The 24,555-nt window shown below is 74.5% G+C and carries 21 protein-coding genes and 2 riboswitches; of the genes, 13 read left to right on the forward strand and 8 right to left on the reverse strand.

Annotated elements, in window-relative coordinates; translation table 11 throughout:
• Positions 1–33 precede the first annotated feature (33 nt).
• From GPA10_RS23985 to GPA10_RS23995, 3 genes are all read left to right on the forward strand, one after another.
• Complete coding sequence (locus GPA10_RS23985; protein ID WP_157167280.1) at positions 34–1,263, forward strand: methyltransferase; 1,230 nt, start codon at positions 34–36, stop codon at positions 1,261–1,263.
• Positions 1,260–1,958 carry an alpha-ketoglutarate-dependent dioxygenase AlkB family protein gene (locus tag GPA10_RS23990; RefSeq protein ID WP_343041271.1) on the forward strand — a complete coding sequence of 233 codons (699 nt, stop codon included), beginning with the start codon at positions 1,260–1,262 and terminating at the stop codon, positions 1,956–1,958. The genes GPA10_RS23985 and GPA10_RS23990 overlap by 4 nt, the downstream gene beginning before the upstream one ends.
• Before the next feature lie 88 nt (positions 1,959–2,046).
• A complete protein-coding gene (locus GPA10_RS23995; RefSeq protein WP_343041272.1) occupies positions 2,047–2,589 on the forward strand; it encodes a heme-binding beta-barrel domain-containing protein in 543 nt (180 codons plus the stop codon).
• 12 nt (positions 2,590–2,601) lie between these two features.
• On the opposite strand, the gene GPA10_RS24000 is transcribed toward GPA10_RS23995, so the two are convergent.
• On the reverse strand, positions 2,602–4,041 hold the full coding sequence (locus GPA10_RS24000) for a prenyltransferase/squalene oxidase repeat-containing protein (RefSeq protein ID WP_157167282.1): 1,440 nt from the start codon (positions 4,039–4,041) through the stop codon (positions 2,602–2,604).
• A gap of 139 nt (positions 4,042–4,180) precedes the next feature.
• A riboswitch (cobalamin riboswitch) is annotated at positions 4,181–4,256 on the reverse strand.
• Positions 4,257–4,315: 59 nt separating this feature from the next.
• A riboswitch (cobalamin riboswitch) is annotated at positions 4,316–4,468 on the forward strand.
• A 108-nt stretch (positions 4,469–4,576) separates the two neighbouring features.
• On the opposite strand from GPA10_RS24000, the gene GPA10_RS24005 reads away from it, so the two are divergent.
• From GPA10_RS24005 to GPA10_RS24035, 7 genes are all read left to right on the forward strand, one after another.
• Positions 4,577–7,483, forward strand: a complete 2,907-nt coding sequence (locus GPA10_RS24005; protein WP_425505806.1) for a prenyltransferase/squalene oxidase repeat-containing protein — start codon at positions 4,577–4,579, stop codon at positions 7,481–7,483.
• A 50-nt stretch (positions 7,484–7,533) separates the two neighbouring features.
• On the forward strand, positions 7,534–8,556 hold the full coding sequence (locus GPA10_RS24010; RefSeq protein WP_246259622.1) for a DEAD/DEAH box helicase family protein: 1,023 nt from the start codon (positions 7,534–7,536) through the stop codon (positions 8,554–8,556).
• Positions 8,557–8,559: 3 nt separating this feature from the next.
• A complete protein-coding gene (locus GPA10_RS24015) occupies positions 8,560–9,768 on the forward strand; it encodes an energy-coupling factor transporter transmembrane component T (protein ID WP_425505807.1) in 1,209 nt (402 codons plus the stop codon).
• Positions 9,765–11,462: an ATP-binding cassette domain-containing protein gene (locus GPA10_RS24020; protein ID WP_198351692.1), complete on the forward strand. Its 1,698-nt coding sequence runs from the start codon at positions 9,765–9,767 to the stop codon at positions 11,460–11,462. The genes GPA10_RS24015 and GPA10_RS24020 overlap by 4 nt, the downstream gene beginning before the upstream one ends.
• A 65-nt stretch (positions 11,463–11,527) precedes the next feature.
• On the forward strand, positions 11,528–12,277 hold the full coding sequence (locus GPA10_RS24025) for an ECF transporter S component (protein WP_241845457.1): 750 nt from the start codon (positions 11,528–11,530) through the stop codon (positions 12,275–12,277).
• Positions 12,278–12,333: 56 nt separating this feature from the next.
• On the forward strand, positions 12,334–13,251 hold the full coding sequence (locus GPA10_RS24030; RefSeq protein WP_157167283.1) for a cobalamin-binding protein: 918 nt from the start codon (positions 12,334–12,336) through the stop codon (positions 13,249–13,251).
• 162 nt (positions 13,252–13,413) lie between these two features.
• Positions 13,414–14,916, forward strand: a complete 1,503-nt coding sequence (locus GPA10_RS24035) for an FG-GAP-like repeat-containing protein (RefSeq protein ID WP_157167284.1) — start codon at positions 13,414–13,416, stop codon at positions 14,914–14,916.
• A gap of 47 nt (positions 14,917–14,963) precedes the next feature.
• Here GPA10_RS24035 and GPA10_RS24040 read toward each other — a convergent pair whose 3' ends face one another.
• The 3 genes from GPA10_RS24040 to GPA10_RS24050 all read right to left on the reverse strand — a co-directional run bounded on the left by GPA10_RS24040 (position 14,964) and on the right by GPA10_RS24050 (position 17,100).
• The gene (locus GPA10_RS24040; protein WP_157167285.1) at positions 14,964–15,725 is read right to left on the reverse strand and encodes a 2OG-Fe(II) oxygenase; all 762 of its coding nucleotides are present in this window, start codon (positions 15,723–15,725) and stop codon (positions 14,964–14,966) included.
• A complete protein-coding gene (locus tag GPA10_RS24045) occupies positions 15,722–16,252 on the reverse strand; it encodes a methylated-DNA--[protein]-cysteine S-methyltransferase (protein ID WP_157167286.1) in 531 nt (176 codons plus the stop codon). The genes GPA10_RS24040 and GPA10_RS24045 overlap by 4 nt, the downstream gene beginning before the upstream one ends.
• Positions 16,253–16,476: 224 nt before the next feature.
• Positions 16,477–17,100: a LysE family translocator gene (locus GPA10_RS24050; protein WP_157167287.1), complete on the reverse strand. Its 624-nt coding sequence runs from the start codon at positions 17,098–17,100 to the stop codon at positions 16,477–16,479.
• A gap of 124 nt (positions 17,101–17,224) precedes the next feature.
• Between GPA10_RS24050 and GPA10_RS24055 the strand changes: the two genes are divergently transcribed.
• The 3 genes from GPA10_RS24055 (at position 17,225) to GPA10_RS24065 (ending at position 20,596) form a co-directional block, all read left to right on the forward strand.
• A complete protein-coding gene (locus GPA10_RS24055) occupies positions 17,225–17,677 on the forward strand; it encodes an Lrp/AsnC family transcriptional regulator (RefSeq protein WP_058851171.1) in 453 nt (150 codons plus the stop codon).
• Positions 17,678–17,854: 177 nt separating this feature from the next.
• Positions 17,855–19,885, forward strand: coding sequence for an NADPH-dependent 2,4-dienoyl-CoA reductase (locus GPA10_RS24060; protein ID WP_157167288.1), 2,031 nt, complete (start codon positions 17,855–17,857; stop codon positions 19,883–19,885).
• Positions 19,886–20,053: 168 nt separating this feature from the next.
• The gene (locus GPA10_RS24065; RefSeq protein ID WP_157167289.1) at positions 20,054–20,596 is read left to right on the forward strand and encodes a PadR family transcriptional regulator; all 543 of its coding nucleotides are present in this window, start codon (positions 20,054–20,056) and stop codon (positions 20,594–20,596) included.
• Positions 20,597–20,614: 18 nt separating this feature from the next.
• On the opposite strand, the gene GPA10_RS43445 is transcribed toward GPA10_RS24065, so the two are convergent.
• The 4 genes from GPA10_RS43445 to GPA10_RS24085 form a co-directional block, all read right to left on the reverse strand.
• Complete coding sequence (locus GPA10_RS43445; RefSeq protein WP_343041273.1) at positions 20,615–21,772, reverse strand: Gfo/Idh/MocA family protein; 1,158 nt, start codon at positions 21,770–21,772, stop codon at positions 20,615–20,617.
• On the reverse strand, positions 21,769–22,521 hold the full coding sequence (locus tag GPA10_RS24075) for a sugar phosphate isomerase/epimerase family protein (protein ID WP_157167290.1): 753 nt from the start codon (positions 22,519–22,521) through the stop codon (positions 21,769–21,771). Before GPA10_RS24075 ends, GPA10_RS43445 begins: the two co-directional genes overlap by 4 nt.
• A gap of 307 nt (positions 22,522–22,828) precedes the next feature.
• Positions 22,829–23,350: a hypothetical protein gene (locus tag GPA10_RS24080; RefSeq protein ID WP_058851176.1), complete on the reverse strand. Its 522-nt coding sequence runs from the start codon at positions 23,348–23,350 to the stop codon at positions 22,829–22,831.
• Between the two features lie 214 nt (positions 23,351–23,564).
• Entirely contained in the window at positions 23,565–24,518 is a 954-nt protein-coding gene (locus tag GPA10_RS24085; RefSeq protein WP_246259624.1) for a LysR family transcriptional regulator, read from the reverse strand.
• Positions 24,519–24,555 lie beyond the last annotated feature (37 nt).

Below are 24,555 nucleotides of genomic sequence, written 5' to 3' on the forward strand. Positions count from 1 at the left end.
GTGTCGTCGGCGCTCCGTTAGCCTGAGGGCACGATGAACCGTTTGAGCACGTCATGGGGCGAGTACGACCTCACCCGCTTCCCCGAGGACCCGCGGGACCGACTGCGCGCCTGGTCCGCGGCCGACGCCTATCTGCTGCGGCACCTGGCGGGCGAGGTCCCTGAGGCCTTCGCGGGCGCCGGGCCCGGGGCGGGAACCGGTGGACCGGCGCCCGGGGCGGGAACCGGTGGACCGGTGGACCTGGACGGCACGGTGGCCGTCGTCGGGGACCGCTGGGGAGCCCTGACCACCGCCCTCGCCGCGCACCGGCCGGTGCAGATCACCGACTCCCACCTCGCCCGGCAGGCGACCCTCGCCAACCTCGCCCGCGCCGGCCGCCCCACGGACGGGATCCGGCTCTCGACGACCAGGGACACCCCGCCGGAGCGCGTCGACGTGCTCCTGGTCCGGGTGCCCAAGAGCCTGGCGCTCCTGGAGGACCAGCTCCACCGGATCGCCCCGGCCCTGCACGCGGACAGCGTGGTCGTCGGCACCGGCATGGTCACCGAGATCCACACCTCGACCCTGGAACTCTTCGAGCGGATCGTCGGACCGACCCGCACGTCCCTCGCCCGGCAGAAGGCACGCCTGATCCTCAGCACCCCGGACCCGGACCTGCGGCCGGGCCCGAGCCCCTGGCCGCGCAGCTACGTCCTGCCCGGCGACGCGGGCGCGGGCGCGGGCCTGACGGCCGTGAACCACGCGGGGATCTTCTGCGCCGAGCGCCTGGACATCGGCACCCGCTTCTTCCTGGAGCACCTGCCGACCGGCCGCGGCGGTGCGCACGTCGTGGACCTGGGATGCGGCAACGGCGTGCTCGGCACGGCGGCGGCGGTCGCCGCCCCGGACGCCCGGGTCACCTTCGTCGACGAGTCGTACCAGGCCGTCGCCTCCGCCGAGGCCACCTTCCGTGCGAACACCGGCGCGGGCGCCAAGGCGGAGTTCGTGGCCGGGGACGCCCTGACGGCGATGGAGCCGGACTCCGTCGACCTGGTCCTGAACAACCCGCCCTTCCACAGCCATCAGGCGACGACCGACGCCACCGCCCAGCGCATGTTCCGCGGGGCGCGGGCGGCCCTGCGCCCCGGCGGTGAGCTGTGGGTTGTCGGCAACCGGCACCTCGGCTACCACGTGCGCCTCAAGCGGCTCTTCGGCAACGGCAACGTCGACGTCGTCGCGAGCAACCGCAAGTTCGTGATCCTGCGGGCGGTGCGCCGCCGGTGACCGGCGAGCTGTTCCCGCGCGAGCGCGCCGAGCCGGGTCCGGGCGCCGTCCACGTGCCGGACTGGCTCGCTCCCGCCCGGCAGCGCGCACTCGTCGAGGCGTGCCGTGCCTGGGCGCGGCCCCCGGCCGGCCTGCGCACGGTCCACCTGCCCGGCGGCGGCACCATGACCGCCCGGCAGGTGTGCCTGGGATGGCACTGGTACCCGTACGGCTACGCGCGCACCGCCGTCGACGGGGACGGCGCACCGGTGAAGCCCATGCCCGCGTGGCTCGCGGACCTCGGGCGGACGGCGGTGCGGGCGGCGTTCCCCGACGGCGGGACGGCCGCGTACGGCGTCGGCGGCACGGCGCACGACGACGGCGCCCCGACCCCCGCGTACGACATCGCGCTGATCAACTTCTATGGCGCGGACGCCCGCATGGGCATGCACCGCGACAGCGACGAGCAGTCCACGGCCCCCGTCGTGTCGCTGAGCCTCGGCGACACCTGCGTCTTCCGCTTCGGCACCACCGAGTCGCGCGGCCGGCCGTACACGGACATCGAACTGCGCAGCGGCGACCTGATGGTGTTCGGCGGGCCCTCGCGGCTCGCCTACCACGGGGTGCCGAAGGTGTACGCGGACACGGCGCCGCCCGGCCTCGGACTCGCCGGGCGGCTCAACATCACACTGCGGGTGAGCGGGCTCGGCGGGTGAGAGCGGGCTCGGCCGAGGAGCCATGGGTCACTGGGCCCTAGGCTGCATCCCGCACCACCGCGAACCCCGAACCTCCAGGAGCCCCCGCGTGTTCGACGCCGTACCGGACCTCCCGTACCCCGACAGCCTGCGCCCGGACGAGGCGCCCGCGCCGCATCCGTTGCTCGCGCCGGTGCTCGGCCTCCTCGGCACCTGGCACGGCAGGGGCCGCGGCACGTACCCGACCCTCGCCGAGGACTTCACGTACGCGCAGGAGGTGACGTTCAGCCACGACGGCCGGCCGTTCCTGCGCTACGACGCCCGCGCGTGGCTGGTGGCCGCGGACGGGGCGGCGCTGCGGCCGTCCGCCCGCGAGAGCGGCTGGTGGCGGCTGGGGCCCGACGGCCGGGTGGAGGCGTTGATCACCCAGCCGACGGGCATCGCGGAGGTCGCCGTGGGCCGTGTGTCCGGCACCACGGTCGACCTGGCCGCGGACCAGGTGGCCCGGACCGCCACCGCCAAGGAGGTCGACGCCACCCGGCGCCGCTACACCCTGGGCGACGACGGCCTGCTCACGTTCACGCACGACCTCGCGGCCGTCGGGCAGCCGTTGCAGCACCATCTGCGGGCGGAGCTGCGGCGCGGGAAGTAGCCGCGGGTGCCGTCAGCCGCCGTACCGCAGGGAGATCGTGTCACCGAGCCGGATCACCTTGTTCCGGGTCGCGGTCGCCGCCGCGCCGCCGTCGACCGCGGCCTTCCACGTCGAACCGCCGCTGTTGGCCTTGCCGTTGACAGCGGTGATCGTGCCGGTGCCGCTGCCGGGCGTGACCGACGTGACGCAGTTCGCCGGGGTGGCCGAGGCGCCCGCCGCGTCCAGGACCGCGCCGAGGGTGGTGGTCGCCGCGGTCGGTGTGAAGGAGACCGAGCAGACCTTGAGGGAGGTGCCGTCGTCGACCGTCAGGGCCAGGTCGGCGGGGGTGCCCGGGGTGAAGTCGGCGGTGGACACCCAGCGGGTGGCGCCCGCGGTGGCCGGGGCCGGGGGAGCGGTGACGAAGCCGCCGCCCGCCACCGCGCGCAGCCCGTCGATGGAGGCGTACGCCGACGGCGCGGTGTCGCTCGGCACGTACTTGAAGCCGCCGCCCGGCTTGAACTGCTGGGCGATCAGGAAGTCCACCGGCGTCCTTCCCGCGGGGGTGAGGAAGTCGCCGGTCTGCGGGTTGATGCCGCAGGCGTTCAGGCCGGAGACGGCCCAGCCGTTGGAGTCGGTGTTGACGCCGAACATGGCGTTGAAGGCACCGGAGTTGTTGATGAGCTTCGACTTCAGGAACGCCTTCGCCCGGGTGACGGCGGGGTCGGTCGCGGGCACCCCGGACACGCACAGGGAGGCCATGGCGGCGCCCGTCATGTCGATGTCGCTCACGGCGGCGAGCTTCGCGGGGTCGCCCTCGGCCTTCTCGAAGTTCCAGCCGCCGTCGTCGTGCTGGTTGGCGCGGACCGTGGCGACGGACCGGTCGAGCAGCGGCCCCGGCACCCGCTGGGCCCCGGCCTGGGTCCTCGCCCCGCCGAGGGCGATCAGCGCGAACACCGTGCCGTTGAAGTTGGTCGGCGAACCCCAGTAGCCGGGTGCGGAGTTCTGCCAGTACGCGTACGTGTCGGCGATCAGGTTGCGGCTCGCCGACACCCGGGCCGGGTCGATGCCCGCGGAGTAGGCGTTGATGATGCCGCGTTCGAAGTCCGTGACCACGGGTGAGGTGCCGGGCCAGGAAGCTGCGGCGAGGTGGTCGCGGTAGACGGTGCGGGCGTTCTTCGAGGTGTCGCCGCCCGGGGTGACGTCGACGGCCGCGGTGCCCGCGGCGGCGAACGCCGAGAACGCCCATTCGTTGGACAGGCCCGCGCCCGCGTAGGAGCCGTCGGCTCCCTGGAGGGATCTGAGGTACGACACGCCGTTGGTCTTGGACGTGGCTATCTGCGCGGGCGTGGACGTGGCGGTCGCGGGGACCGCCGTGAGGAGCAGGGCGCCGAGGGCGCCGAAGGTGGCAGCTGCGGCGAGCAGGGTGCGGCGGGCGGCGCGGGCCGGTGCCGGGGCGCTTGCGGTGGGGGTCATGTCGGGGCCTCCTGGGAGAGGGGGCGGCGGCCTCACGTCCCTCCGCGACCGGAGCTCCCGCGAGGGCGGACCCGTACCGGACGACACGCGGCCGTCGCCCGAGCGCGTGGGTTCGACGTCCGTTGGTGCAGCGCCGGTTGGGCATTCGGGCTCGGCCCGGCACCTCGCCGGTCCACACCGCTGCGCGTCAGCTCTGGATTCGCACCAGATTCCCCCACTCGGCAGCACAGGACGGTACTCGAACCCCACACAACCCGCACACCCTTGCCACCTCGTTCGCAACTGTGCTCTAATTCGGCCGAATTCCAAGCTCAGTCACCAGGGGAAGCCGGTCGAAATCCGGCGCTGACCCGCAACCGTAGGTTCGCCGAACACGTCAAGTGCCCGGCGGGCGAGCCGGATCACCTGGCCTGAGGACAGACGATTGACGCCGTCGCGGACTACGGCGTGGTTCGGACGGTTTCTCCTCGCGGGCCGCGGCCCCGGGCCGCCCAACACGTGAACTCCGCTGTGGCCGACGCCCAGGGGGGCAGTGGTGGGGCACGGAAGCAGACCGGGCCGGGGCGTCGAGGGCGTCCGGGGTCGCTCGGGTCCCCGGAGCGCACGGAGTGTCCGTACGCGCTGCGTCGCGCTGCTGTGCGCGGCCGCGACGGCGCTGGGCGGCGGGACCCTGGTGCTCACCGGCGCCGTCCCCGCAGCGGCCGATCCGCTGTCCCGCTGCACCGCCACCAAGGGCGCCGTCGTCGCGGTGGACTTCTCCGACTGGGGCGGCAAGGTCGTCCGCGGCTGCGACGCCACCCCGACCACGGGCTACGACCTGCTGCACGAGGCGGGGTTCACGACGACGGGCACCGAGCACGACGGGCCCGCCTTCATCTGCCGCCTCGGGCACAAGGAGTTCAAGTCGGGCACGCCGCACCCGAAGCCCGCCCAGGAGGCGTGCAGGCTCACGCCGCCCGCCACCGCCTACTGGTCGTACTGGATCGCCCCGCCCGGCCAGGACCACTGGACGTACAGTCCGCTCGGCGCCATGAGCCACAAGCCCAAGCACGGCTCCGTCGAGGCCTGGGTGTTCGGGCCCACCGACGTGGGCGGCTCCACCGGCGGGCCGGAGTTCACCCCCGCCGAGGTCCGCGCCGGAGGCGGGACGGACCCCGGCGACCACCCGCCCGTCGTCGAGCCCGGCAAGGTCGACGTCAAGGCCGCCGACGCCTGGCTGCGGGGCAGGCTCACCGAGGGCGACCACATCCGCGACGAGGGCGCGGAGAGCGCCAACCTGTACCAGTCGGCGCACACCGCCCTCGCCCTCGCGGCCACCGGCGGCCGGAGCGGCACCGTGGACCGGATGAAGGCGTATCTCGCCGCGCGGACCGAGGAGTTCGCCTACCCGCAGGGCACCGACAAGGCCCCGAGCCCGCTCGGCGCGGCCCTGCTCGCCCTGCTCGCCGAGAGCACCGAGGGCGACCCGCACTCCTTCGGCGGTCACGACCTGGCCGGTGACCTCGGCCGGAGCATGTGCACCGCGGGCGGTACGGGCGACTGCGTGGCCAAGGGCGACTTCCCCGCCGTGGGCGACGTGGAGACCCAGGCACTCGCCGTGCTCGCCCTGCACCGGGCGGGCCGCAAGGCCCCCGCCGACGCCGTCGCGCGCCTCGCCGCGCACCAGTGCAGGGACGGCGGCTTCAGCGCGACGCTGATGCGGGACGGCGAGGTCTGCCTGTACAGCGACCCCGCCACCACGCCGTACGCGGTCCTCGCCCTCCAGGAGGCGGGCGGGCACCCCGACGTCGTGGTCAGGGCCCGCAAGAACCTGCGCGCCGCGCAGCGCCCGACCGGTGCCTTCGCCGCCTACCCGGACGGGACGACGGGCGACGTGAACGCCACCGGCAGGGCCGCACAGGTGCTGCGCGTGCTCGGCGACACGGTGCGCGCGGACGCCGCCGTCTCCTGGCTGTCCCGGCAGCAGACGAAGCCCGGCGGCTTCGGCGCCGAAGAGGGCGCCCGCGACGCCGAGTTGTATCCGACCTGGGCCGCGGCCGTCGCGGGCGCGCGCACCAGCCTGGCCGCGCTCACCACGAAGCGCCCGGACCGGCCGGAGCCACCCACCGACCCGACGGATCCCACCGATCCGACTGACCCCACGGACCCGACCGGCCCGTCCAAGCCCACCCAGCCCCCGGCCACCGGCGGCAACCCCCCGTGGCGCCCCGGCGAGGGCCCCGACCTGAAGAAGGGCACGCGCTACCTCACGTCGGGCGCACGCTTGAAGCAGGGTCACTACTACGAGAACGCCGCGGGCACCGGCTTCGCCGACTACGGCCTGACCATCGACGGCGCCTACGCCCTCGCCGCCACCGGCACCGACAACGACACCCTGCGCGGCATCGTCGACTTCCTCGACGGCCGGGGCAAGGACGCCAGCGGCAGCGGACGCACTGTCAACGACTGGACGGGCGTCGGCACTTCGCACGCCGCAGGCGGGTCCATCGGCAAGGTCGCCGTGCTCGCCCAGGCCGTCGGCCGCGACCCGCGCGACTTCGCCGGGCACGACCTGATCGCGGCACTCGGCAAGGCCGTGTGCCAGAAGCCGAGCCGGAGCCCCGACCGCAGCTGCGCGGCCAAGGGTGCCTACCGGTACGCCCCTTCGGTGTTCTCGCAGTCCCTCGGCGTGATCGCGCAGCTCCGGGCCGGGGAGAAGGCCGCGGCCCGCACCCCGGTCGCCTATCTGCGCGGCCTCCAGCACAGCGGCTCGGGCGCCTGGCCGAGTCTCATTCCGTCGACCGGCGACTCCGAGGTCGACTCCACCGCGATGGCCGCCATGGCCCTGGACCTCGCGGGGGACCGCGCGTCCGGCAAGGCGGTCGCCAAGGCACTGAAGTGGATCGCCTCCAAGCAGCTCCGAAGCGGAGGATTCCGCGGCGCGTCCGGCGACTCCGTCAACTCCACCGCCCTCGCGGTCCAGGGCCTGTCCCTGGCAGGACCGAAGTACAAGGCCCAGATCAAGAAGGCCCGGAAGTTCCTGGCACGCCAGCAGAACACCGACGGCGGCTTCAACGTCGCCGCGGGCGGCCGGCGCGGCTCGGACGTGCGCGCCTCCACCCAGGCACTCGGCGGCGTGATCGGCACCTCCTTCGGCACGCTCGCCCGGAGCCTGGAGGGCACCGAGCCGCAGCCGCCGGGCGGTTCCGCGGGCGGGCCCGGGAGCACCCCGGACGGGGGCGGCACCGACATCTTCACCCCTGGCGGCGGCGCCGACGGCGGGACCGGCGGCGGCTCCGGCGGCCCCGGCGGCACCGCGTCCGACGACACGCCCACCGGGCCGCTCGCCTCCACCGGCGTGCAGGCGACGGGGCTCGCCCTGGCCGCCCTCGCCCTCTGCATCGCCGGATGGCGCACCGTCGTCGTCGCACGCCGCCGCGCCGCCAGGGGAGGCGCCCTGTGATCCGCCGTCAGGGGAGGCACCCTGTGATCCCCCGCCAAGGGAGACACCCCATGAGCCGCCATGACGAGAGGCACCCTGTGATCCGCCGCAACGAAAGGCGCTCCGTGCTCCGCCGGCCGGCGCGCGCCGTCCTCGGCGCGGTGGGAGCCCTGGCCCTCGCCGTCGGCGCGCAGGCCGTCACCACCGTCCCCGCCGCGGCGGCGCCCCGGCCCATCGGCCAGTGCACCACCCGCTCCGGCGCGGTGCTCGCCGTCGACTTCAGCGACTGGGGCGGGCCGATCCTGCGCTCCTGCGGCACCACGCCCACCACCGGCTACGAACTGCTCAACCAGGGCGGCTGGCGCACCACCGGCACCGGCCACGACGGCCCCGCGTTCATCTGCCGCATCGGCTACAGCGGCTTCAAGGGCGGCAAGCAGTTCCCGACGGCCGCCCAGGACGACTGCGTCCTCACCCCGCCCGCCACCGCCTACTGGTCCTACTGGCACGCCGACCCGGGCGCGAACACCTGGAAGTACAGCCAACTCGGCGCCATGCTCTACAAGCCCAAGCCGGGCAGCGTCGACCTGTGGATCTTCGGCGGCACCAACGTCGAGGGCACCCAGGGCCGCCCCACCGTCACCCCCGACCAGCTGCGCGCCCACAACACCCGCCCCACCGGCGGCCGGGCACCCGCCCCGCACGAGACGAAGACCGCGAAGCCGCTGCCACCCGGCACCGACACCGGCCCCGCGCCCGAACGCCCCGCGCCCGAACACCCCGTTCCCGAAAGGCCGGTGACGGAACGGCCAGCTCCGAAGCCGAAGCCGAAGCGCACCACGCCCCCCTCGCCCTCCGCGAGCAAGAAGCCGTCGCCCTCTCCGTCCCCGTCCACGGATGCGTCGCCCTCCGCCGACGCCGACGCGCCCAAGGCCGCGGCCAAGCCGTCCACCGAGGTCGTCGACGCCGCCCCGGCCGCCGACGCCGCCCACGACAGCGGCTCGTACGTACCGGCCGTCGTCACCGGCGCCCTCGTCCTGCTGGTCGGCGGCGCGGGCGTCCACGCGGCGCGGCGCCGCCGCCGTACGGAGTAGCGGGTGGCGCTCCGCACCACCGCCGCCGCGCGCTCGTCGGTGTCCGGCGCCCTGCCGGGCGCGGACGAGCGCAGACTGCCGCGCACCCTGCACCCGCTGGCCTGGTGGATGTGGGCGCTCGCGCTCGCCACCGCCGTCAGCCGCACCAACAACCCGCTGCTGCTCCTCCTCGTCCTCGCCGTCCTCGGCTACGTGATCGGCATGCGCCGCACGGAGGCCCCCTGGGCGCGCGGCTTCAAGTACTACCTGTACCTGGCGCTCACCGTGGTCGCGATCCGCGTCGTCTTCCGCGCGGTCTTCGCCTCCGGCATCACCCCGCACGACCACTTCCTGTTCTCGCTGCCCCACATCCCGACGCCCGACTGGTACGCGGGCATCCGGCTCGGCGGCCCGGTCTCCCTGGAGGCCCTGCTCTCGGCCGCCGTCGACGGTCTGCGCCTGGCCTGCATGCTGTGCTGCGTCGGCGCGGCGAACACCCTCGCCAACCCCAAGCGGGCCCTGCGCGTGCTGCCCGGAGCGCTGTACGAACTTGGGGTCGCCGTCACCGTGTCGATCAGCGTCGCACCCCAACTCGTCCAGAGCGTGCAGCGGGTGCACCGCGCCCGGCGGCTGCGCGCGGGCCGCACCAAGGGGCTGCGCGCGCTGCGCGGCATCGTCGTGCCCGTCCTGGAGGACGCCCTGGAGCGCTCGCTGCGCCTCGCGGCGGCCATGGACTCACGCGGCTACGGCAGGGCGGGCCGGGCCACCAAGGCGTCCCGGCGGCTGACCGGGGGACTGCTGCTCGCGGGCATGTGCGGCCTGTGCACGGGAGCGTACGGGCTGCTCGACGCCGGTACGCCCGGGTTCCTCGGGCTGCCCGCGCTCGCGGCCGGGGCGGCGCTGTGCGTGGCGGGGCTGCGGCTCGGCGGGCGGCGCGTGACCAGGACCGCGTACCGGCCCGACCCCTGGCGGTTCGAGGAGTGGACGGTGGCCGGCTGCGGCGTCGTGTCGGCCGTGCTCCTCTTCGCCGACGTCGGCTACGACGCCGCCGCGCTCAACCCGACCCTCCATCCGCTGAGCTGGCCCACGCTGCCGCTGGTGCCGACGGCGGCGATCCTGCTCGCGGGCGCCGCCGGGTTCCTCGCCCCGCCGCCCCTGCCCGCCACCGGCGCCACCCCCGCCCCCGCCCCGCGCGAGTCCGCCCGGCGCTCCCGGAAAGCCACCGCCAAGTGATCACCTTCGACCACGTCACCGTCCAGTACGACGACACCGACGAACCCGTCATCGGCGACGTCGACCTCACCGTCGAGGAGGGCGAACTCTGCCTCGTCGTCGGCCACACCGGCGTCGGCAAGTCCACGCTCCTGGGCGCGGTCAACGGCCTCGTCCCGCACTTCACCGGCGGCACCCTGTACGGCACGGTCACCGTGGACGGCCGCGACACCGCCGGGCACCCGCCCCGGGAACTCGCCGACGTCGTCGGCGTGGTCGGCCAGGACCCCCTGGACGGGTTCGTCACCGACACCGTCGAGGAGGAACTCGCCTACGCCATGGAGCAGCTGGCCGTGCCGCCCGACGTCATGCGCAAGCGCGTCGAGGAGACCCTGGACCTCCTCGGCCTCGCCGAGCTGCGCCACCGCGCCCTGCACGAGCTGTCCGGCGGCCAGCAGCAGCGCGTCGCCATCGGGTCGGTCCTCACCGCCCACCCGCGCGTCCTGGTCCTCGACGAACCCACCTCCGCCCTCGACCCGACGGCCGCCGAGGAGGTCCTCGCGGCGATCACCCGGCTCGTGCACGACCTCGGCGTCACCGTGCTGCTCGCCGAGCACCGCCTGGAGCGCGTCGTGCAGTACGCCGACCGCGTGCTGCACCTGCCGGGCGACGGCCGGGTCGTCTCCGGGCCGCCGGCCGACGTCTTCCGTACGGCCGGCGTGGCGCCGCCGGTCGTGGAGCTCGGCCGGGACGCGGAGTGGACACCGCTGCCCCTGTCGGTGCGCGACGCACGCCGGGCCGCCGCCCCGCTGCGCACCCGCCTCGCCGGGCTCGCCGTCCCCGCGGCGAGGCCCTCCCCGGCCGCCGGTGACCGCCCCCGGCTGCTCGACGCGCGCGGAGTGAGCGTCCGCCACCGGGGGCAGCTCCTGCCCGCCGTGCGCGAGGCCGACGTCGAACTGCGCGGCGGCGAGACCACCGCCCTGATGGGCCGCAACGGCTCCGGCAAGTCCTCGCTCCTGTGGGCGCTCCAGGGGTCGGGGCCGCGGACGGGCGGGACGGTGCGGGTGGTGCCGTGGGGCGCGGGCGGAGCCGGTGGCTCCGGTGCGGCCGGTGACCCGGCCGGTGCCCGGGACCCCGGTGCCGTGTCCGCGACCGAGGCGCGGCGCCTGGTCGGGCTCGTCCCGCAGACCCCCACCGACCTGCTCTACCTGGAGAGTGTGCGGCAGGAACTCGACCAGGCGGACGCCGAGTCGGCCCTCGCGGACGGGCCCTCCGCGCGCGCGATCCTGGACCGGATCGCCCCCGGCATCGACGACGCCACGCACCCCCGCGACCTGTCCGAGGGCCAGAAGCTCGCCCTGGTCCTCGCCGTCCAGCTGTCCGCCGCGCCCGGCGTGGTCCTCCTCGACGAGCCGACCCGCGGGCTCGACTACCGGGCCAAGGCCCAGCTGACGCGGATCCTGGACGAGCTGACGGCGGAGGGGCGTGCGGTCGTGGTGTCCACGCACGACGTGGAGTTCGTGGCGAGGACGGCCGACCGGGTGGTGGTCATGGCCGAAGGGGAGATCGTCGCGGACGGCCCGGCCGCCGAGGTGATCGTCTCCTCACCGGTGTTCGCCCCGCAGGTCGCCAAGGTGCTCGCGCCGCTGCCGTATCTGACGGTGGAGCAGGTCACCGCCGCCCTCGCCGACGCCGCCGGGGGTGGGGGGAGGTGAGCGGAGCGCTGGAGCCGCGCACCACGGCGATCCGGATCACGCCCCGCGCCGGCGTCGTCATCGCGATGGCCGCCTTCCTCGGTGTCGTCGCCTTCTTCTGGCCGTTCGTGGTCGACCCGGGCACGTTCGGCTCGACCTACGCCCCCCTGGTGATCTTCGGGGTGCTGCTCGTCCTCGTCCTGTGCGTGGTGATCTCGGAGATCGCCGAGGGCGGCATCAACTCCAAGGCCCTCGCGATGCTCGGTGTCCTGTCCGCCGTGAACGCCGCGATACGGCCGCTCGGCGCGGGCACGGCGGGCATCGAGACCGTCTTCTTCATCCTCGTGCTCGCCGGGCGCGTGTACGGGCCCGGATTCGGGTTCACGCTCGGCTGCACGTCCCTGTTCGCCTCCGCGCTCATCACCGGCGGGGTCGGGCCGTGGATGCCGTACCAGATGTTCGGCTGCGCCTTCGTGGGCATGCTGGCGGGGCTCCTGCCGCGGGCCCGGGGGCGGGCCGAGGTACTGATGCTCGCGGTGTACGGGTCCCTCTCCGGCTATCTCTTCGGGTTCCTGCTCAACCTGTCCTTCTGGCCGTTCTCGCTCGACCCCGACAGCTCCATCGCCTATCTGCCGGGGCTGCCCTTCACCGAGCAGTGGCAGCGCTACATCGCCTTCGACCTCGCCACCTCGCTCGGCTGGGACACCGGGCGCGCCGTGACGAACTTCGTCTGCGTCACGCTCGCGGGCCCCGCCGTGCTCACCGTCCTGCGGCGCGCCGCCCGCAAGGCCCGCTTCCGGGCCCCGGTCGCCTTCGCGCCGCCGCGCCGCCCGTGACCGGGGGCGCGCCGCCCCCGAGGCTCCCGCGCGGCGCGTGAACGTACCGTCGAGGCATGCGCATCGTCTCCCTGCTCCCCGCGGCCACCGACATCGTGGCCGAGCTCGGCCTGACCGCGGACCTCGTGGGCCGCACCCACGAATGCGACTGGCCGCCCGCGGAGGTGGCGGCCGTGCCGGTGGTCACCTCTGCCGGGTTCTCCCCGGACGAGCTCAGCAGCCGGGAGATCTCCGCGGCCGTGGGCGGCGGCACGCACAGCGGTTCCTCGCTGTACGCACTCGACGTCGACGCCCTGTCCGCGCTCGCCCCGGACGTGCTGCTCACCCAGGACCTCTGCGAGGTGTGCGCGGTGTCGTACGGCAGCGTGACGGAGGCGGTGCGCGTCCTTCAGGGGTCGGGGCCGCGGGTGCTCAGCCTGGAACCGCGACGCCTGGACGACGTACTGGACTGCCTGGTGCGGGTGGGCGATCTGCTGGGCGCGGGCACGGTCGCGCGGGAGCGCCGCGCGGCCCTGCGGGGACGGCTCGCCACCGTACGGCGGCTGACCCGGGGGCGGCCCCGGCCGCGCGTCGTCGCCGTCGAGTGGCTCGACCCGCTGTGGCCCGCGGGGCACTGGGTCCCCGAGCAGATCACCCGCGCGGGCGGCGACCCGCTGCTCGCGCAGCCGGGCGAACACACCCGGCCGATGGACTGGCAGGCCGTGCGCGCCGCACGCCCCGACGTCGTCCTGCTGCTGCCGTGCGGCTTCAGCCCCGACCGCACCCTGCGCGAACGGGCCCTGCTGGAGGCGCTGCCCGGCTGGGCGGACCTGCCCGCCGTGCGCGCGGGCCAGGTGTGGGTCCTGGACGGCCCGGCGTACTTCAACCGGCCGGGGCCGCGGGTGGTGCGGGGCGCGGAGGTGCTCGCCCACGTCCTGCACGGGGTGGGCGCGGGGGAGCCGGTGCGGGATGCGGAGGCGCGGCAACTGGTCTGACATGGAGGTCGGCCTCGGGGGACGGGCCCGGCGATGCCGAAGCGGAAGTGGTGTGAGGGCACAACCATCGGTGCGCGTCGCGGGTCAAGTGACATGAAGCGAGGGTGAATTCCGGATGGCTTTCACCCCAGCGATCCCCGAACGAAGGAACCACGAAGCCCTATGACGTCCGCAAGCCGTCGCATCCGCCTCACCGCACCGCTCATCGCCACGTTCCTGCTCACGGGAGGGCTCACCGCCTGGTCCCTCGGGCAGGGCCGGGCCGAGGCCGCCACCCCCGCAGCCGAGAAGGCCGCCGCGAAGGCGACCGAGGACTTCAACGGCGACGGCTACGCCGACCTGGTCGTCGGCGCCCCCGGCGGCACCGTCTCCGGCAAGAAGCAGGCCGGGTACGTGGCGGTGACGTACGGCTCCAAGAACGGGCTCGACCCCGCCAAGAAGAAGCTCGTCAGCCGCTCCACCAGCGGCGTCCCCGGCTCGGCGACCGCCAAGCAGGAGTTCGGCCGCTCGGTGGCCAAGGGCGACCTGGACCGCGACGGCTACACCGACCTGGTCATCGGCTCCGGCTCCAAGGGCAGCGCCGCGGGCGCGGTCGTCCTCTGGGGGTCCAGGAACGGCCTCACCGGCGGCACGAAGATCGCCACCTACGGCTACGCCCCGCAGGCCGGCGACTTCGACGGCGACGGCAAGACCGACCTGGCCCTCTTCGCGGGACCCGGCTCCTACGGCGACGACCCGATCGCCCAGCGCGCCCGGCTCTGGAAGGGCCCGCTCACCCGCACCGGCACCCCGGCGAAGAAGCTCGACTTCATGGAGAAGTCGCAGTGGTCGAGCTACGACGACGACGAGCGCCCGAGCCCGGCCTGCATCCGCGACCACGACGTCTGCATCGACGGCCCGGCCTCCGTGAACGGTCCGGTCGACCCGCGGGCCGTCGGTGACTTCAACGGTGACGGGCGCGCCGACATCGCCATCAACGACTACAACGGCGACGGCATGTGGAACAACAGTGTCCTGTACGGCAGCGCCGACGGCTTCGAGCGCGGCTCGGCGCCGGGCTCCCGCGGCGCCCTCGCCGCGGGCGACATCAACGGCGACGGCGTCGACGACGTGGTGTCCGGCTCCACCGGCTACGAGGACAACAAGGTCACGGTCGCCTACGGCAGCGCGGCCGGCCTGAGGAACGAGCAGCAGTTCGACCAGGACCTCCCCGGCGTCCCCGGCGCCGAGGAGGAGGGCGACTCCTTCGGGGCCTCCCTCGCCGTGGGTGACGTCGACGGCGACGGCTACGCCGACATCGCTGTCGGCGTGCCCGGGGAGGACGTCGGCAGCGTCATCGACGCGGGCTCCGTCGTCCTGGTCCGCGGCAGCAGGAGCGGTGTCACCGGCACCGGCGCGCAGGCCTTCCACCAGAACACCGCGGGCGTCCCCGGTGTCGCCGAGCGGGGCGACGAGTTCGGCGCGGCCACCGCCCTCCTCGATGTCGACGGCGACGGCCGCAGCGACCTGGCCGCCTCCTCGGTGCACGAGAACGCCGACGCGGGCGCCGTGTGGTCCCTGCCCGGCACCGCGTCCGGCCTGACGGCGAAGAAGTCCCTGGCCTTCGGCCCCAAGGACCTCTCGGCCCCGAGCGTCGCGGCGCTCTTCGGCAGCACCCTGCGCTAGTTCCCGGCGCCCGCCCGGTGTTCCACCACGCCAGGCGCCCGCGCGGGCTAGGCGTCGTGGAACACCAGGCCGAGAGAGTGCCGCAGGCCCGAGCGCACGGTGCTCACCCCGTGCCGCACCGGCGCCGCCGACCAGCCGCGGCTGGAGCGCACGGGCCGGTCACGGGTGGTGAAGACCAGGCCGTGCCCCTGCGGAAGGACGGTCACCGTGCCCCGCGACTGGGCCCGTGGCCGCTGCTCGACCAGCAGGAACTCGCCGCCGGTGTAGTCCGTTCCCTGAGTGTCGAGGCCGACGACGACCTGGAGCGGGAAGACGAGGTCGCCGAACAGGTCGCGGTGCAGCGCGTTCCAGTCGCCGCTCTCGTACCGCAGCAGGATCTGCGACGACTTCGCCTGGCCCGCCGCGTGGCACTGCTCGATCCAGTCCTCCAGGCGGTCCGGCCAGGGCGCGGGGCGGCCGAGCCGGCCCGCCCAGTCCCGGGCGATCGGGAGCAGCCGCGGATAGAGCGCCGCGCGCAACGCGGCGACCGGCGCGGGCAGTTCATGCCTGAAGTACCGGTACTGCCCGGATCCGAAGCGGTGCCGGGCCATGTCGACCGTCGACCGGAACAGGGCCGTGTCAGCGTAGAGCGCGGCGAGCGCGCGGCACTCCTCCGGAGCGAGCAGCCGCGGGGTCAGGGCGCAGCCGTGGGCGTCGAGTTCGGTGGCGAGTTCCGACCAGTCGGCGGCGTCGACGCGGGAGCGGGCCGCCGCCGCGTCCGGCCCGGGAGTGGTCACGGCCCCTGCCGCCCGCGGCGCGCGGCCGCTCATGCCGACTCCAGGTCGAGCAGCCGACGCTTGCGGTCGAGGCCGCCCGCGTAGCCGGTCAGAGAGCCGTCCGCGCCGATGACGCGGTGGCAGGGGCGGACGACGAGGAGCGGATTGCGGCCGATGGCGGTGCCGAGGGCGCGGACCGCCGCCCGGGAGAGCCCGAGCCCCGCCGCAAGCTGCCCGTACGTGGTCGTGGTGCCGTAGGGCACGGAGTCCAGGGCGTGCCACACCTTGCGCTGGAAGTCGGTGCCCGCCCCCTCGGCGTACTCGATGGCGAAGTCCGTCAGGGTGCCCGCGAAGTAGGCGTCGAGCTGCCGGGCGATCGCCGTGAACGCCGTGTCGTCGCGCACCCAGCCGCCCTGGACGACCGCGCCGCCCTTCTGCCCCGGCATCGACAGGGAGACGAGCGCCGTCCCGCCGGGCGCGGTGTCCGAGGCCCGGCCCACAAGCAGCAGCTCGCCCAGCGGGCTCTCGACGGTCGTGTGGACAAGGGCCGTACGGGCGGCGGTCGTCGTGGTGCCGGTCATCGCGCCTGTCCTCTCTCTGATGCTTCTGTCCTGCTCCGGGGGCTCCGGGGAAGGGCCTCCGGTGGTAAAGCTCCGTCGGAGGGCCTCCGGTGTGGAACTCCGGGGGAAGGGCCTCCGGTGGTGACAGTCACCAGTCTGCGCCGCGACGGCACGGGCGGCTGGCGGGTTTCGGACGGGGCGCTCGCGGCTGCCGGGGGCCTCGGCGGCCCCCGCGCGGGCCGGCCTCAGGTCAGCTGCTCCACCGCAAGGACCACCCCGATGACGATCATCGCGGCCCCCGAGACCCGGGTGACGGCACGGGCCGCGGCGGGGCGGGCCCGCAGGACGGTACGGGCGAGGACGCCCACGCACAAGTAGATCGCGCCGCAGCTGACGATGTGGACCAGGCCCAGGGTGCTGATCTGGAGGGCGAGCGGCCACCCGTCGCCGGGCTGCGTGAACTGCGGCAGCAGGGCGAGGAAGAGCAGCAGTGCCTTCGGGTTGAGGCCGCTGATCCCGGCCCCCTGGAGTATCCGGGCCCGCCGTGTACCGGCACCGTCCGCGGCCGCCGACGGTGCCGCCTGCGGCGTGCCCGGCCGGCTCAGGGTCGTGGCGCCGAGCCAGATCAGATAGAGCGCGCCGAGCAGCGTGAGGGAGGCGAGGACGGCCGGGTGGTCGGCGACGACGGCCGCGACGCCCGCGGCGACCACGGCGGTCAGACCGACGTAGCCGAGCAGGAGACCGCCGACGGCGGGAGCCACCGAGCGGTCCCTGATCCCCGCGGATATCGCGTACGCCCAGTCCGCTCCGGGGACCAGGATGAGCAGGACGGACACCGCCCAGAAAGCGGTGACGGAGCTGACGGCCATGGGGTGTTCGTTCTCCCGGATGGTGGCTTGCGGTGCGCTGACCCGGGGGAGATTAGTTCCGATCTGCCCGAAGGTGTTCCCAAGATCCGCCGGACACGGGGATGTCCGTGGAAGAATCTTCTCCATGGACACCGTTGACCGGCAGATCCTTGCCGAGCTGCAGAAGGACGGCCGCCTGACGGTCACCGAGCTGGCCGCGCGGGTGCGGCTGAGCCTCTCGCCGTGCCACCGCAGGCTGCGCGAACTGGAGCGCCGCGGTGCGGTGCGCGGGTACCGCGCCGTCCTCGATCCCGAGGCCGTCGGCCTGACCTTCGAGTCCCTGGTCTTCGTCACCATGCGGCAGGAGGACCGGGACACGGTCGCCGCCTTCGAGGCGGCGGTCGCCGACATCCCGAACGTCGTGCAGGCCCAGCGACTCTTCGGGGACCCCGACTATCTGCTGCGCATCGTCAGCAAGGACCTGCGGGCCTTCCAGCGCCTGTACGACGAGGAACTCGCGACGCTGCCGGGCGTCCAGCGGCTCAGCTCGACGCTCGTCATGAAGCACGTCGTCCAGGAGCGGTCGCTGCCGCTGTGACCTCGATGGCGCTGTTCCGGCTTCCGTCGCCGCCGCTGTGACCTCCGTCTCCGTACGCCGCCAGATGTAGTGCAACTAGTTGCATAAGGGTGGGGGCTGCCCTAGAACTGTGCTGACGACAGCCGCATCGCGCCGACGCCCCCGCAGGGCGTACGCGTACGAGAGAGGTCCGCCCGCATGAGCGCCGAGAGCCGCTACCCGCACCTGCTCGAACCCCTCGACCTGGGCTTCACGACCCTGCCCAACCGGGTCCTGATGGGTTCGATGCACGTGGGCCTGGAGGAGGCGCCCGACGGGTTCGCGCGGATGGCGGAGTTCTACGCGACCCGGGCGCGCGGCGGTGTCGGCCTCATCGTCACCGGCGGCATCGCCCCCAACGAGGCGGGCCGGCCGTGGGACGGCGGCGCCAAGCTGACGACCGAGGCGGAGGCCGCGCAGCACGCGGGCGTCACCGCCGCGGTGCACCGCGAGGGCGGCAGGATCGCGATGCAGATCCTGCACTTCGGCCGCTACGCCTACCACGAGGGCCTGGTCGCACCGAGCGCGATCAAGGCGCCGATCAGCCCGTTCCCGCCCCGGGCCCTCACGGACGACGAGGTCGAGCAGACCGTCGAGGACTTCGTGCGCGCGGCCGAGCTGGCGAAACTGGCGGGCTACGACGGTGTCGAGGTCATGGGCTCCGAGGGCTATCTGATCAACGAGTTCATCGCGGCGCCCACCAACCACCGCACCGACCGGTGGGGCGGCTCGTACGAGAACCGCATCCGCTTCCCCGTCGAGATCGTCCGCCGCACCCGCGCCCGCCTCGGCCCCGACTTCATCATCGTCTACCGGCTCTCCATGCTCGACCTGGTGCCCGGCGGCTCCACCCTCGACGAGGTCGTCCACCTCGCCAAGGAGATCGAGGCGGCGGGCGCCACGATCATCAACACCGGCATCGGCTGGCACGAGGCACGCATCCCCACCATCGCCACGTCGGTGCCGCGCGGCGCGTACACCTTCGTGACCAAGAAGGTCATGGGCGAGGTCACCGTGCCCCTGGTGACCACCAACCGCATCAACACCCCCGAGATCGCCGAGCAGTTGCTCGCCGACGGCGCCGCCGACATGGTCTCGCTCGCGCGCCCCCTCCTCGCCGACCCGGACTTCGTCGCCAAGGCCCGCGCCGAGCGGCCCGAGACCATCAACACCTGCATCGGCTGCAACCAGGCCTGCCTCGACCACACCTTCAACCTCCAGATCACCTCCTGCCTGGTGAACCCGCGCGCCTGCCACGAGACGGAGCTGGTGCTTTCCCCGACCCGGCGCGCCAAGCGCGTCGGCGTCGTCGGCGCGGGTCCCGCGGGCCTCGCCTGCGCGGTCGCGGCGGCCGAGCGCGGCCACGACGTGACGCTGTACGACGCCGCGCCCGCGATCGGCGGCCAGCTCGACATCGCCCGCCGCGTCCCCGGCAAGGAGGAGTTCGACGAGACGCTGCGCTACTTCCGCACCCAGCTCGAACTGCACGGCGTACGCGTCGAGTTGAACACCCGGGTGACGGCGGAGCAGCTCGCCGCGGCCGGTCACGACGAGGTGGTCGTCGCCACCGGAGTCACCCCGCGCACCCCCGACATCCCCGGCATCGACCACCCGTGCGTCGTCAGCTACCTCGACGTCCTGCGTGACGGGGCGCCCGTCGGCGAGCGGGTCGCGATCGTCGGCGCGGGCGGCATCGGCTTCGACGTGGCGGAGTATCTGACCGACAGCGGCGACAAGGCCAGCCTGGACCCGGCGACGTACTTCAAGCAGTGGGGCGTCGACATGGACTACCGCGACCGGGGCGGTCTGACCGCTCCCGTCCGGCCGGTGCCGCCGCGCACCGTCCACCTCCTCCAGCGCAAGACGTCCAAGGTCGGCCAGGGCCTGGGGAAGACGACCGGCTGGATCCACCGCACCGAGCTGCGCCACCGGGGCGTGTCGATGGTCGCCGGGGTCCGGTACGACCGGATCGACGACGAGGGCCTGCACATCACCGTCGACGGCGAGACGCGCACCATCCCCGTCGACACGGTGGTCCTGTGCTCCGGCCAGGAGCCGCGCCGCGGCCTGTACGAGGAACTGCTCGTCGCGGGCGTCGACGCGCACCTCATCGGCGGCGCCGACGTGGCCGCCGAACTGGACGCCAAGCGCGCCATCAAGCAGGGCACGGAGCTGGCCGCAGCGCTGTGACACCGCCCTGTGCCGCCGCACTGTGACACCGCCCTGTGTCGCTGCGCTGTGGCGCCGCCCTGTGCCGCCGCCCTTGCCGCCGCCAGGACGTCGCGCCCACCACGCGGTGACGGCCCGCCCGCGCGGCCGTCCCGCCGGAGGGCACCGCGCCGTCCCTAGGATGCTGTCATGTCACTCCCGCACGCGATCCTCACCGCCCTGCTGGAGAAGCCGTCCTCGGGCCTGGAGCTGACGCGCCGGTTCGACAGGTCCATCGGCTACTTCTGGTCGGCCACGCACCAGCAGATCTACCGCGAACTGGGCAGACTGGAGCGCGAGGGGCTCATCCGCGCGCTGCCGTCGGCACGGGCCACGCGCGGACAGAAGAAGGAGTACGAGGTGCTGCCCGCGGGCCGGGACGAACTGGCCCGCTGGACGGCGGCGAGCCAGGACCCCAAACCGCTCCGCGACGCCCTGCTGCTGCGCCTGCGGGCCGCGGCCGTCGTCGGCACGGACGGCATCGAGGACGACCTGCGCCGCCACCTCGCCCTGCACGAGGCGCAGTTGGCGGAGTACGAGGAGATCGAGCGCCGCGACTTCCCGCCCGGCAGGGACAGCATGGAGGACCGGCTGCGCCATGTGGTGCTGCGGGCGGGCATCGACCTGGAGACGTTCTGGACGCACTGGCTCACACGGACCCTGGAGGAGCTGGACACCGGGCGGGACGAGTGAGGTGAGGGGAGGGGCGACTCACCCCGCCGTGAGCGTGGCCGCAGTCGGGTCCCAGCCTTCGGGGAGCGGCGGCGGGGGCACGACCTGGGCGGACAGCGGCACGAACGCCCCGGTGGCGGCGGACCGCGTGATCGCCGTCATGGTCGCGAGGACGTGTCCTGCGAGGGCGGCCGACGCCCGGACCGCCGCCACCGGGCCCGCGACACCGCCCCGGGCGGCGTGCGCGGCCGGGGCCTCGTGCGCGCGGACGGCCCGCGCCATGTCGACGACACCGAGGCCGCGCCCGTCCGTGCGCCCCGTCACGGGCAGTTCGCGCCAGTCTTCGCTGCCGTTGGTCCGCAGCCGCAGCGGGCCGCGGAAGGTGTTCGGGTCCGGCACGGCGAGGGTGCCGTCGGTGCCGGTGATCTCGAACCGGATACGGGGGTGGGCGCTGTCGAAGCTGAACGTCGAGTTGGCGCTCACCCCCGACGCGAAGTCGAGCAGCGCGCTCACATGCGTCGGCACGTCCACCGGGAACGTCCGGCCGGCCCGCGGCCCGGAGCCCACCGTGCGCCGCTCGCGGGCCCGAGCCGCCGTCGCCGCCACCCGCTCCACGCTGCCGAACAGCACGACCAGGGCCGTCAGGTAGTAGGGCCCGAGGTCGAACAGCGGGCCCGCGCCCGGCTGGTAGAAGAACCCCGGGTCCGGGTGCCAGGACTCCGGGCCGAGGCTCTGCACCGCCGTCGTCGCCGCGACGGGCACCCCGATGTGCCCCGCGCGGATCGCCCGCAGCGCCGACTGGAGGCCCGCGCCGAGGAAGGTGTCGGGGGCGCCGCCGAGCAGCAGGCCACGCTCCGACGCCTCGGCGATCAGCTTCTCCGCCTCGGCGGGCGTCGGCGTGAACGGCTTCTCTCCGTACACGTGCTTCCCGGCGCGCAGCGCGGCCGTCGCCACCTGCGCGTGGGCGGCGGGCACGGTGAGATTGACGACGAGTTCGACGTCCGGCTCGTCCAGGACCGTGGGCAGATCGCCCGCGAGCGGGACGCCGTGCGTGCGGGCCGCCGCGGTCGCGCGCTCCGGAAGCAGGTCCGCGACCGCGACCAGCCGTATGTCGGGGAAGGAGCCCAGCGTGCGCAGGTACTCGGCGCTGATGACGCCCGCGCCGACCACGGCGACGCCGACGGGGCCGGTGTTCACACCGCCTCCAGCGCGCTGACGTAGGCGCGGCTCGCCTGGAGCTCACCGAAGAGGTCGCCCGCGCACGCGTCGAACTCGACCACGCGCCACGCGCCGGGTGCGGCGTCGAGGACCTCGGGCACGGGCATGGTGCCGCCGCCCACGGCGACGTTCGGGTCGTCCTTCGTCCCCGGGCCGTCCTTCAGGTGCAGGGCCGCGACGCGCTCGCCGAGGCGGCCGAGGAGCGCGGGCACGTCGGCGCCGCCCACCGCCGCCCAGTACGTGTCGACCTCCAGGAACACCGCCGGGTCGAGGAGTTCGGCCAGGACCTCCAGGGCGTGCCGGCCGCCGTGGTCCGCGAGGCGCGGCTCGATCTCCCACCAGTGGTTGTGGTAGCCGAGCCGGAGCCCGTGCTCGCCGGCCCGCGCCGCGAGGGAGTTGAGCCGCTCCGCGACCCGGGCGAGGCCGTCGTACGCGGTGAAGTCCTCGTGCGGGAACCCGGCGGGCACGATCGCCAGGTCGGTGCCGAGCGTGGCGACCGCGTCGAACACGGGGCCCGGGTCACCGGTCAGCACCTGCACGACGTGCGCGCCGGACACGTCGAGGCCCAGGTCGTCGGCGATCCGCCGGAGCCCGGCGGCGTCGTCGGTGACGTCGAACGCCTCCACCGCGCCGTACCCCATCGCCGCGAGCCGCCCCAGCGTCCCCGCGCGGTCGGCGGCGGACTCCGTGCGCACGGAGTAGAGCTGCACGCTGAGCGGTCGTGACATGGAGGTCCTCCCCGTCGACTGGGAGGACCGTAAGGCGTGCACGAAGGGCGGACAAGGGGGCGTCGGCCCGCCCCGGACCCGGACCTGGACCGCGACGGCCTGGCCCCGGCTCCGTGCCGCGAAGGCCGGGCCCCGTCCCCGTACCGCGAAGGCCTGGCCGGGCTCGCACCGCGAAGGCCCGGGTCCGGCCCCGGTGACGATGCCGGGGCCGGACGCGGGCCGGTCGGCGGCCGGGAAGACGGACCCCGGCCGGAGAGGGGAGCCGGACCACCTGCGGTCCGGCCGTGGGGGAGTCCCGCAGACCGGGTCAGTACCGGTCGCGGGCCGTACGGCGGCGCACGAACCAGACACCGCCCGCCGCGGCCACGGCCACCATGGCCCCGCCCGCGGCGAGCGTGAGCGTGCCGTAGTCCTCGACCGCGCCACCGACGCCGCCGCGCACACCGCGGGGCGCCGTCGTCGACGAGACCGTCGGCGTAGACGTCGGCCTGGTGCCGACCGTCACGCTCTGTGAACCCGCCGCCGAGCCGTCCGCGCAGATGACCGCCACCGTATGGGTGCCGGGTGCGACGTTCGGCCAGGACGCGGTACCGCCCGAGAGCTCGGCCTGCCGCCCCGAGGCGAAGCTGGCGGTGCCGTTGCTCATCAGCGCCGCCTTGCCGCCGTCGGTGCACGCGGCCGTGGTGACCTGCACGGTCGACCCGTTGACGGTCACGGTGATCCCCGGACCCGCGACCGCCGCGGGGGCGGAGAGTGCCAGCGGAAGTGCGATGGCGGCGACGGTCAGTGCGGAGCGCGGAGAAAGCAGCGATATCTGGGTGGTGCGCATGCGTCTTCCCTCCGGTGGCACGGGAGGCGGTACGTCCCATGCGCCGCCGGAGTTGGGAAACGCCCGTGCTACCTGACGTCGAGCCAACGCGGCGCCGGCCCGCGCCGCATGCGGACGGACGCCGGGCAGGTGACGGATTCCGTCGTCCGGCCGCAGGCCGAGCGGCCGCCGCGGCGGATCGGCGCGGACCGGCCCTGGGCGGCGACCGGACGCGTCACCAGGCCGGAGCGGACCGGAGCAGCAGGTCGCGGACGAGCTGGACGTGCGGATTCGCGGGAGTGCCGGGCCGCTGCGCGAGATAGCGGGTGTTGATCGGCGGGTCCTCGGGAAGCAGCAGCGGCACCACCGCCCCCGAGGCCAGCGCGTCCAGGCACAGATAGCGCGGCAGGACACTGACGCCCGCCCCCGCCACGACCGCCGCGAGCACCCCGCGGAGATCGGGCACCGTGATCACGGGCTCCTCCGTGAGCCGCTCACCGAAGACGTGCCACCAGTACCTGCGGGCGATCGGCAGGTCGTCGGCGTACGCGAGCAGCGGTACGTCACGCAGCGCGGCGGGCCCCTCGGCGGCGACCCGCCCCGGACCGACGCGCTCCGCCCAGGCGGGCGCGGCGACGAGCACGAACTCCTCGTCCGCGAGCGGCACCGCGACGAGCGTGCGCCCGCGCAGCCGGACCGTGGAGATCACCAGGTCGAAGCGGCCACCGCGCAACCCGTCGAGCAGGTCGTCGGTCAGGCCCATGGTGACGCGCAGCCGGACGCCCCGACCGGTGAGCGGCGCGAGGGCGGGCAGCACCCGGGCGCACACGAGCTCGGCGGGACCCGCGAGGTGCACCGGGTCCGGGCGCTTCTCGGCGGCGAGCGGGCCGCGGTCGGCCACCGCCGCGAGCGCGTCGATCGGGGCCGCCACCTGCGCGGCCAGCTCGTCGGCGACGGAGGTGGGGACGGCGCCGCGCGGCCTGCGCTCGAACAGCTCGCGCCCGAGCTGCTGCTCCAGGGAGCGGATCTGCGTCGTCACCGTCGGCTGCGAGAGGCCGAGCACCCGTGCGGCGGCGGTGAACGAGCCGGAGCGGTGCACGGCGAGGAACGTACGGAGCAGCGACAGATCGAGCGGCGCGCGCGACCGCCCCCGGCTCACGCCCGAGGCATCGGATTTCCTATGGGGCATGCAGAACATCCTATTGGCCGTCTATGGGAGGGTCGCC

Origin of the sequence: Streptomyces typhae (genome assembly GCF_009755605.1) — a bacterium.
Lineage (GTDB): Bacteria > Actinomycetota > Actinomycetes > Streptomycetales > Streptomycetaceae > Streptomyces > Streptomyces typhae.

What these genes read in the sequence shown, in the direction of transcription:
- GPA10_RS23985 (WP_157167280.1), top strand. Translation starts at nt 34, where the DNA reads ATGAACCGTTTGAGCACGTCATGGGGCGAGTACGACCTCACCCGCTTC.
- GPA10_RS24000 (WP_157167282.1), bottom strand. Translation starts at nt 4,041, where the DNA reads ATGACCCCCACCGCAAGCGCCCCGGCACCGGCCCGCGCCGCCCGCCGC.
- GPA10_RS24010 (WP_246259622.1), top strand. Translation starts at nt 7,534, where the DNA reads ATGAGCCGCCATGACGAGAGGCACCCTGTGATCCGCCGCAACGAAAGG.
- GPA10_RS24025 (WP_241845457.1), top strand. Translation starts at nt 11,528, where the DNA reads ATGGCCGCCTTCCTCGGTGTCGTCGCCTTCTTCTGGCCGTTCGTGGTC.
- GPA10_RS24030 (WP_157167283.1), top strand. Translation starts at nt 12,334, where the DNA reads ATGCGCATCGTCTCCCTGCTCCCCGCGGCCACCGACATCGTGGCCGAG.
- GPA10_RS24035 (WP_157167284.1), top strand. Translation starts at nt 13,414, where the DNA reads ATGACGTCCGCAAGCCGTCGCATCCGCCTCACCGCACCGCTCATCGCC.
- GPA10_RS24040 (WP_157167285.1), bottom strand. Translation starts at nt 15,725, where the DNA reads ATGAGCGGCCGCGCGCCGCGGGCGGCAGGGGCCGTGACCACTCCCGGG.
- GPA10_RS24045 (WP_157167286.1), bottom strand. Translation starts at nt 16,252, where the DNA reads ATGACCGGCACCACGACGACCGCCGCCCGTACGGCCCTTGTCCACACG.
- GPA10_RS24050 (WP_157167287.1), bottom strand. Translation starts at nt 17,100, where the DNA reads ATGGCCGTCAGCTCCGTCACCGCTTTCTGGGCGGTGTCCGTCCTGCTC.
- GPA10_RS24055 (WP_058851171.1), top strand. Translation starts at nt 17,225, where the DNA reads ATGGACACCGTTGACCGGCAGATCCTTGCCGAGCTGCAGAAGGACGGC.
- GPA10_RS24060 (WP_157167288.1), top strand. Translation starts at nt 17,855, where the DNA reads ATGAGCGCCGAGAGCCGCTACCCGCACCTGCTCGAACCCCTCGACCTG.
- GPA10_RS24065 (WP_157167289.1), top strand. Translation starts at nt 20,054, where the DNA reads ATGTCACTCCCGCACGCGATCCTCACCGCCCTGCTGGAGAAGCCGTCC.
- GPA10_RS24075 (WP_157167290.1), bottom strand. Translation starts at nt 22,521, where the DNA reads ATGTCACGACCGCTCAGCGTGCAGCTCTACTCCGTGCGCACGGAGTCC.
- GPA10_RS24080 (WP_058851176.1), bottom strand. Translation starts at nt 23,350, where the DNA reads ATGCGCACCACCCAGATATCGCTGCTTTCTCCGCGCTCCGCACTGACC.
- GPA10_RS24085 (WP_246259624.1), bottom strand. Translation starts at nt 24,518, where the DNA reads ATGCCCCATAGGAAATCCGATGCCTCGGGCGTGAGCCGGGGGCGGTCG.